Raw genomic sequence first — 8794 nt, 5'->3', positions numbered from 1 at the left:
TGCTATGTTTCAGCGTTATTGTCGCGTTGATAGCGGGTGGTTTATTTGGCTTAGGCATTAGCCTGCATGCATTAATTTTCTTGTGTTTGCTTTGGGCTGGTATTAATGCCTTTAGTTTGGGGTACAAGTACCTGCAAATCCGTGAATTAATGACCAGTGCATTAACGCGGGCAATGCCGGCAATATATATTTTTATCCTCATTGGAATGGTTATCGCCAGCTTTATGCAAAGCGGCACTATCTCAACCCTAATTTATTACGGCCTTAGTTGGCTAAACCCCAGTATATTCTTGGCGGTGGGATTAATTCTGTGTGCGGTAATGTCGGTAGCCACAGGTACATCGTGGGGCACGGTAGGGACTATGGGGGTAGTGCTAATGGGCATTGGCGAAGCCATGAATATACCGTTGCCTGTCATCGCCGGCATGGTGGTGGCTGGTGCTACGTTTGGCGATAAAATGTCTCCGATTTCTGATACCACCAATCTCGCGTCGATGAGTGCGGGCACCACTATTTATCGGCATATGTATGCCATGCTGCTAACTACACTGCCTAGCTTTCTTCTAACATTCGTAATTTTCTTAGTTATAGGCTTTACCTACGCAAGCCAAAGTTTAAATGTTGAGGAGATATACAAAATTAAAGCAGTGCTTGCCAGCCACTATAACCTTGCGCCTTACATTACCTTGTTACCGCTGGTGTTGCTAACGGTAATGAGCATTAAAAAAGTCCCAGCTGAAGTTGCCATGTCATGCAGTATTCTTCTTGCCGTCATCATTGCTATTTTCTACCAAGACACCAACACAATTAGCGTACTCAATGCACTTTGGGAAAACACCCCACAAAATACAGGTATCGCAAATTTAGATGCATTACTAGGACGGGGCGGCATCAGCAGTATGAGCTGGACGCTATTGCTCGCGTTAATGGCAATAGCATTGGGCGGTATATTGCACGGAGCAGGCTTTTTAGCGGCGTTATTGTCGGGCATTATTAAACGGGTAAAGCGCACCGAAACGTTAATTGCCGTCACCATCGCTTCAGGCTTTTTAGGGAACGTGGCAATGGGCGAAGCGTATATCTCTATTATTTTAAATTGCCAATTGTTTAAATCAAAATATCAGCAACAGAAGCTTGATCCTTCCATGCTTTCTCGGTCGGTGGAAGAAGGCGCTACCATGACCACGGGCCTTATTCCTTGGACAACGGCGGGGGCATTTTACTCTGCAACCCTAGGGGTTGAGGTTCTCGACTACGCGCCCTATGCATTTTTTAACTATCTAAATGGTGTTGTTGCGATAACCATGGCTGCATTGGGCGTAGGTTTATTGAAAGAAAAAAGAGCACAACACCACTGACATACCAATAAGCAGCCCGCCAGCTAAACCGGCTAGTGGTTCAAACGGGGTTGTTGTCTGGTTTTCCAACGCGCTCTTAACGTTTAACTTAGTTCGTTCTAATGCCCACAGGTTATTTAAGTATTAGTGTGCGTTGTAGGGGGAAACCATCATTCTTGGCCATTTTTTAAGAAGTACAAATCAGAAAACCCCATTTTTATAAATTCGGCATCTCTAAAGTTTCTTACGGTTTTTTTGTCTTTACTGATTGAGGCAAGTTGCTGTTCAGTTTGCAAAAACTGAGTAAGGTCTATTCCTTCAGCATCGGCCACGGCTTCATGCATATTTTGATAGCGGCTGTAAGAAAAGTTTATTTCTTTTGCCACACCATTAAATTTATAACGTACTTTATGGGCCATGTTCTACTCAGGTTGGTCGATAAAAATTCGAAAACGGTTTAACCGCCATTATAAACGCAATTAGCGGTGCATATTCAAAAAGCTTAGTAATAAAGCTATCGAGGTCAGGTGAACATTAAGCGTAAACTTGCAGTCAGTTACACCGACATACCTACAGCGTTAATCTGGTACACTGTTTCGTAAGATTGCCCGTTTAACGCTTCATTGCATAATGGCATCTATAAAAACAAAAAAAGGAACGTGTATGAGTAGTAACGCCCAAAATGCTTCTTCAAAAAAGGCCAGTACCGAACAGGAAAGCGCTTTTAGCGTTATCGACAAGCCAACGTTTTTTGGCTCTCTTATTCTTCTTCTATCGGTAACCATTCCTTTAATTATTTGGCCAGATCAAGGCGCACAATGGGTGGCGGCCGCAAAAGACTTCGTTACCAGTAAACTAGGCGTTTTGTACTTATTGCTTGGCGTTGGCGCGGGTGGATTCATGGTTTACATCATGTTTAGCGACATCGGCCAAATAAAACTGGGCGAGCCTGAAGAAAAACCCGAGTTCTCACCAGTATCATGGGCTGCCATGCTGTTTTGTGCAGGCATTGGGGCGTCTATTTTGTACTGGTCTATGATTGAGTGGGTGTATTACTACCAGGCACCTCCGTTTCATATACAAGGCGAAACCCCAGAAGCCGCCAAGTGGGCAGCTGCCTACGGCATATTCCACTGGGGGCCGCTAGCGTGGGCTATTTACCTTATTCCCGCCGTGCCTATTGCATACTTCTATTATGTGCGTAACCACAGCGTATTAAAAATATCTGAAGCGTTAATGCCGGTTATTGGCGAAAAGCTAGCCCACGGCTGGTTAGGTAAAATTATCGATATCAGCTTTATCTTCGGCATGTTAGGCGGTGGGGCCACCACGCTTGGTTTGGCTGCGCCCATGATTAACGAAGGGGTACATGAATTATTCGGAGTGCCCAAGTCACTGACCACCCAAATTATTGTGCTGATAACCTGTACCGCTATATTTGGTTACAGCGCGTATGTAGGGTTAAAAAAGGGCATTAAGCTGCTGTCAGACATTAACTTTTGGCTGGCCATTGGGTTGCTGCTGTTTATATTTATTGTAGGGCCAACCCTGTTTATGGCGAACACCGGCCTAGATGCCCTTGGCCGCGTACTTAGCAACATTGTAAAAATGGCCACATGGTTAGAGCCATTTGCCGAATTTAACGGCTTTCAGAACACCCACTTCCCCCAAGACTGGACCATATTCTACTGGGCTTGGTGGCTGGTATTTGCGCCTAGCGTAGGGCTTTTTATCGCGCGTATTTCTAGGGGCCGCACTATTCGTACAATGGTGGCGGGTTCTATGTTCTTTGGTACCATGGGTTGCTTTTTATTCTTCATGGTAATGGGAAATTACGGCTTGTATTTGCAGCTATCGGGCGAACTAGACGTAGTAACCATACTCAACCAGCAAAGCCCAACCGCGGCCATATTTGCCATGCTACATACACTGCCATTGGACTACCTGGTTATCTTCGTATTTACCTTATTGGCGCTAATCTTTACAGCAACTACCTTCGACTCTATTTCTTACATTCTAGCGGCCGTAGTACAAAAAGAAGTAGATGAAGAACCGTTACGCTGGAACCGTTTGTTCTGGGCGTTTGCGTTATCGTTCATGCCCATTGTACTTATGTTTGTAGGCGGGCTAGAAACGCTACAAACGGCATCGATAATAGGGGGCGTACCGCTATTAGCTGTGGCCTTAATGTTATGCATTTCCATAGTGCGGGCGGCAAACTACGACATGCGCTACCAGCTCGATTATTCCATAAAAGAAATCAATATAGGCGAATTCCCCGACGACGACCCATGGAGCGAAGAAGGTACGTGGGATATTGAAGAAAGCGAAGTGGGCGATAAAAGCGAAGAGGATGTGCCAATTGCGGCAAAACCCAGACCTCGTAAACCCAAAAAACATATTGAAGGCGACCCACACAGCAAGCCGTCGCGCCTGTAGTTTATAAGTGCGAATACGGTAAACAAAGCGCTGCCGATTGGCGGCGTTTTTTGCTTTTAAAACAGCGCAATTAACTTTTCCTATAAGCTAGCTGTGTTACCGTTATTGGCATTAAAAGCCCCGAAATTTCCAAGCAAGTAGCACTATGTCAGTATCGAATTATCAAAAATTCTACGAACCATTAAACGCAGTACATTCGGCTGACTTTAACCGCTGTATTTACTGCGGCTGCGAAGCGGCGCGCCCCGACTTTATCCCGCCCATAAAATTTATTCACGACTGGCGAGACGTAAACTCAAGCGCTGATTTTGTTTGTGTACCCTCATGCAATGAATGTTTCGACCTGCTTAAAAATGAAAACAACGGCACGCTAGAACCCAGAATAGCAGTGTTAAAAAAGCTATTGGCAGCAAAGTATAAAAAAGCCATTAGGGTATTTAACCACTGGAGCATGGATGAAATAGAAGAAATGGATATCGCATTTCAAATAAGCCTTAAAGGCGGTATGTATTTAGGTAAAGAAGCCCTTTCACGGATTCAATTTGCTGGGTTCGACTATGAAATAAACGGCAGCACAACGCGGGTAGCAAAACCTCAGCGCGAGGTGTTTAAGGTGTTCGATGAAGAATTCGAGAGCTTTAGAGAAGCGCTAGCCTTTGCCAGCGACACCTACCAAATAAAGAAAAGCCGACTAAGCCAGCTTTACTTTGAGAATGATGAAAGCTTTGATAGGGCTATTGGGGTTTTTCATGGGTTGGTTGGGGGAAGCTATAGTTAGTGGAATACTATAGCTTGCTTGCTCATGCTCCAAAGGCCATAGAATCAAGTTTTATTCTGTATAACGACATTTAGGAAAGCTTGAACACCCTAAAAATCCGTTTCCTGAATTGGGACCTCGCTTTGCTACTCTTTGTACCAAAGCGCTTCTACATCGTGGGCAGAGAGCTTGTTTTTCATTGCTTAAAATTGGATTTGATTGGACATCTTGAATCAAAGCAGAAAGCTCATAGCCGTCCATAAGCGTCACCGGCTTATCTAAAGCGAAGCTATATGCATCCTGAGTAAACTTGCCTGAACAAATAATAATTATTTCATTAGCATTACTGGCAGTTAGTACTCCATACATTTCACGAATGATATTTACACCGACCTTTCGTGCTTTCCATTGCTTGCACTGAATGAATAGAAGCTTTCCATCCTTTCTAAGCTCTATGTCGATACCTCCGTCTGGACCAAATCCACCTTCTGTAACTTGATATCCCAACCTTCTATAAGCTTCCGCAACAAGCTCTTCAAAATTTTTCCAGTGAAGTTGTCGAATTGAATTTAAGTTGGTTTGCTGGTCTAGCATCTTAACTTTCCTGCGGGTATTAAAAAAAGCGAAAGGAGCTAAGAGTAAAAAGAAAAAACTGAAAATAGGCGCGGGGACGGCGACCGCATTTAAAATCATATTTAGGAATTGATTATTGGTTTCTATGGCAGGAATGATAACGCCCATGACAATGTAAACAGCTGCTGCTGTTACAACAGATACCCACCAAGGAGCTTGTAGCAATAAATCTGTGATAGAGTTGCTTTTTCTAGGCATATATAGACATCCTTGTTCTAAATTAATGCAGAATAAATTTAGCTAACTCAATATAAAGTATTTAAATTAAAATATACGTATCAAACCTATTCATTGATTTAATAGCTCCCAGGTCACATTCATTGGCTTTTCGCTTTCGTGTTTGACGTATTTAATTTCCCCGTAAAAGGTGAAGGGCGAAGCTCTTTTTCCTCTTAATTTATTCTCACGAATAAATAAGTAAACGCTACTATCTATTTTTTGATGCTCAATGATTTCACGTCCACGTTTGTTACTAGGCGAGGTACTATTCTGCGACTGCCAGTGAAAGTGTTTCTCGTCCATAAAGTAGTCGTGATATTGGTGATCTTCTGCCTTTCCTTGCTTATTTAGTGTAACTAGAAGAATTTGGGCGTTCTTCTCTTTTAAGACAACGTGGCCCGACTGCCAATTACCGGGGTTAAATTCTTCATTGAAAAGAGGCGGTATTTCCTCCCGCATAAACTCTTCACCTACAAATAGCTCGAGTGGGTCAACTTTCCCCTTTAGCCTAGCAAACGTCACCATATCTTCGCTTGCTGTTATATCTTCATAGTCTGGATTCGCTGCGCGTAAGGTGTAACTGCCGTCATTATTTTTCAGTACTTTTCTCAATAGGTACTGGTTATCACCTGCGGTATCTTGGCGCTCAATAGCAACGGTGGTGTTGCTTATGCCGCCTGCGTTGTTAGAGGTAATTTGTTCTAGTAACAAATAATCGCCGTCATAAATTGGTGTTTTACCACCATTCATTGAGTTGCCTGATGCGCGAGCGATGAAATGCTTGGTGGTATCCAGGCGACCAAAACCGCTCGGCATATTAACCATTTCAGAGGCTTCCGCGTCACCAGTTTTAAAATGACCGCAGGCTATTTTAATATCAGGGAAGAATGGTAACTGCTCCTTCTCAGGAAACCGCACTATATTATTGGTTGAAGGAATGTCGACAGACAGCCGCTTGTGCTTGTAGGCTGCCAACCGTTGCTCATTTACTTCTTTTGTCATCAAGCGGAATGTTTCAAGCTGACTGGCAGAAATGCTTTGATTAAAACTAAACTTATTTTGAGAGTTATTGAACCACACTATTTTTGATTCTGGTTCTTCCGTACACCAATACTTTATTGGGAAGTCACGCCAATGGCGTAACCATTCTGATTTACTAAGGCTTTGAATATCTCGTTTACTCTCTGGTAAATCTGTAAGCCAAACAGGGTTATCGAAATACCATTGGCTTGCCCATGCCGCCAAATCTTCAAATGCAATTTGTGTATGAAGAGATTGATGAGCAACTAGTGTGTCTAGCAATACTAGTTTGTATGACTTAGATACGCGGGTAACGGCAAGGTCTTTAAACCATTGAAGGTGTTCTTCAAGAACTTCAAGTTCGGCAGGTGTAAGGTCGCCTTTGTTATCAACAAACTCCCACCATGAGCCACGGTTTTTGCGAAGTTTATCCATATTTGCACCGGCGGTATAAAACTCGGTGTAGGAAGGCCGTCGGCCTAACGATGACTTTAGTTTTTCATATTGCGTATCAAGTTGATCTTCTGAGAGGCTTTCAAGAAAATCAATAAATGCTAGGTCAAAGTTAACGTAACACCCGTCGGGTAGTAAGGGGTTAGGGTTCTTGGCAATACTTACTATTTCATGTCTATTTAAAGGCTTATCTTTAATGCCAGCGAACAGCATTTCTGGGCGGTTTAAAAAGCTATGATGGTTACCAACAAAATCCAGAATAACTAATCTTTCTTTACCTTCGCTGCGTCGCAGGCCTCTTCCCATCTGTTGTAAAAATAGTATTTTTGATTCTGTAGGTCTAAGTAGCAATACAGTATCTATTTGCGGTAGATCTACGCCTTCATTAAACAGATCTACAGAAAAGAGTACTTTTATTTTGCCATCACTTAATCCCTCTAATGCTTCTGTACGTGTGAGTTCTGAATCGGAGTGAACGCTTGCCGCACTTACGCCGTTTTCATTAAAGTACTTGGCCATGTAATCAGCGTGTTGTCGAGACACACAGAATGCCAGCGATACCCTTTGAGCTTTTTCCTTCCATTCACTTAATGCATGTTTAGCCCTGCCTTTTGTGGCTAATTTATTTGAAAGCTTTTCTGGATCGAAGCGTCCGTTTCTCCAAGGCAAGTGCTCATAATCGACTTCTTTATCGTAAATACCAAAATAGCTAAACGGGCTTAATACTTCACCGTTTACACCATCGAACAAGTCTTTTTGGTAAATTAGCTTGTTATCACACAACTTAAGAATGTCGCTACCATCTGTTCTATTTGGTGTGGCGGTTAGGCCCAACATGAAAGAGGGATTAAAATGCGCTAATAGTCTTTGATAGCCGTTGGCAGCAGCATGGTGAAATTCATCTACTACGATATAATCGAAGTCGTTTTTATCGAATTTATTTAAATGGCTTTCTCGTCCAATTGTCTGCACCGAAGCAAACAGCATATCGAACTCTTTGTCTTTTTGTTTACCGCTGTATCTGCCTACTTTTTTACTGGGGAGAATTTTTAAAAAGCTAGCTTCAGCCTGCAAAAGAATTTCTTCTCTATGCGCTATAAACAAGACCTTCTTAGCATTAAACTGCGCTGCATCGAACGCTGCTAAGTAGGTTTTCCCCATACCCGTAGCTAACACTACGAGGCCTTTTTTAAAACCAGAGTCACGAGCATTTTCTAAAGCTTCAAGCGCCTCTACTTGGTGGTCTTTTGGAGTGGGTATTTCGTGTTCGGTTTCAGAGGGAAGCGCAGAAGAAGAATACAACGGCGTTACTTTTCTAGCCGTGTTGTAACGAACTTCGTAGTCTTGAATCCAGTTATAGCTGAGTGACTTTACCTGTGGAAGCGTGAGTAGGTGGTTATATTCCTCTCGAATATTATCAATTCGAGCTTCTGCTTCACTGCCTTTGTTGTTCGGGTAATCAATACGGTAATTCCATTCTATACCGTCGGTTAAAGCCGTTTTACTGATGTTACTAGAACCGATGAATGCTGAAGCGGATACAACGCCTTGTTCGCTGTCGGTCACAAAAATGTACGATTTCAAATGAAAGCTAGTAGCTTGTCGGCTTTCGAATACTTGTATATTAGCGCCACGCTCTTTCAGCAACATAAGGCGTTTCAGAGCTTGGGGCTCTGTAATATTCATATAGTCAGACGTTAAAACCGTGAGCTCTACATTTCTTGTTGAAGAGCTCATCGCAGCTTCAATATCGTCGACGATAAGGTTTAAGCCAGAGTTGCGAATGAAGGAAACGGCAATTTCAATATTCGTCGCAGTTTTAAGTGCGTCTCGAATTTCATGCAGAAGGTGCTTTTCTTGCCTGCCAGTAATTAAATAGTTTTGTACTGTCATTTTTTAACTTCGGGCACAGTTTGGTTAACTTCCAAGTTAGCCA

The 8794-nt window shown here is 42.8% G+C and carries 6 protein-coding genes; 3 read left to right on the top strand and 3 right to left on the bottom strand.

The genetic code is table 11. The features are described from left to right. Positions 1-1358, top strand: a 1358-nt coding sequence (nhaC, locus tag AAC006_RS19405; RefSeq protein ID WP_339892306.1) for a Na+/H+ antiporter NhaC, incomplete at its 5' end; no start/stop codon positions are given. Positions 1359-1507: 149 nt separating this feature from the next. Here the strand turns inward: nhaC and AAC006_RS19400 are convergent. Further along, a complete protein-coding gene (locus AAC006_RS19400; protein ID WP_013786123.1) occupies positions 1508-1756 on the bottom strand; it encodes a DUF2960 family protein in 249 nt (82 codons plus the stop codon). 244 nt (positions 1757-2000) lie between these two features. On the opposite strand from AAC006_RS19400, the gene AAC006_RS19395 reads away from it, so the two are divergent. After that, positions 2001-3776, top strand: coding sequence for a BCCT family transporter (locus tag AAC006_RS19395; protein ID WP_126872705.1), 1776 nt, complete (start codon positions 2001-2003; stop codon positions 3774-3776). Between the two features lie 145 nt (positions 3777-3921). Further along, positions 3922-4554 carry a hypothetical protein gene (locus tag AAC006_RS19390; RefSeq protein WP_208805159.1) on the top strand — a complete coding sequence of 211 codons (633 nt, stop codon included), beginning with the start codon at positions 3922-3924 and terminating at the stop codon, positions 4552-4554. A 51-nt stretch (positions 4555-4605) separates the two neighbouring features. Here the strand turns inward: AAC006_RS19390 and AAC006_RS19385 are convergent, their stop codons facing one another. Both AAC006_RS19385 and AAC006_RS19380 read right to left on the bottom strand, forming a co-directional pair. After that, a complete protein-coding gene (locus AAC006_RS19385; protein WP_013786120.1) occupies positions 4606-5364 on the bottom strand; it encodes a restriction endonuclease in 759 nt (252 codons plus the stop codon). A gap of 90 nt (positions 5365-5454) precedes the next feature. Beyond that, entirely contained in the window at positions 5455-8751 is a 3297-nt protein-coding gene (locus tag AAC006_RS19380) for a DUF3427 domain-containing protein (RefSeq protein WP_126872703.1), read from the bottom strand. Positions 8752-8794 lie beyond the last annotated feature (43 nt).

This window comes from uncultured Alteromonas sp. (genome assembly GCF_963976965.1).
Taxonomy (GTDB): domain Bacteria; phylum Pseudomonadota; class Gammaproteobacteria; order Enterobacterales; family Alteromonadaceae; genus Alteromonas; species Alteromonas naphthalenivorans.
The sequence above is the reverse complement of the archived record's forward strand: the minus strand, read 5'-3'. Positions and strand labels throughout refer to the sequence as shown.